We start from the raw sequence: 321 nt of genomic DNA, 5'->3' as shown, positions 1-321 counted from the left end.
TTTACCATATTGTTAATGAACGTCTGGATGCTCCAGATTAAAATGCTCTATCCAAAACACTTTAATCTGCATCATCTCTTTAACGAGTTGTTTGGTGGGTCTGGGTGGACTCGAACCACCGGCCTCACCCTTATCAGGGGTGCGCTCTAACCAGCTGAGCTACAGACCCAATTTTTAGCGATTCCTTTTGTCAACTTCTTAGCCAATGCAAGTTCTCACTCGCATTAATTGACTCAATTAGGCTTTTCTCGTTCTTGTTCTTCTGAAAACAAACTGTGTGGGCGCTTCGGCTCCTCGTCGTACTTCTTTTTTAAGGAGGTG

Annotated in this window: 1 tRNA gene; it reads right to left on the bottom strand. The window is 43.9% G+C overall.

What is annotated here, in order from left to right:
* Nucleotides 1-92: 92 nt before the first annotated feature.
* Nucleotides 93-169 (bottom strand) — tRNA-Ile (locus tag ACN4Z1_RS15990).
* Nucleotides 170-321 lie beyond the last annotated feature (152 nt).

Source organism: Legionella sp. ST3F1 (assembly GCF_048553315.1).
GTDB lineage: Bacteria > Pseudomonadota > Gammaproteobacteria > Legionellales > Legionellaceae > Tatlockia > Tatlockia donaldsonii.
Note: the sequence above shows the minus strand (reverse complement) of the source record. Positions and strands in the feature narration are given on the sequence as shown.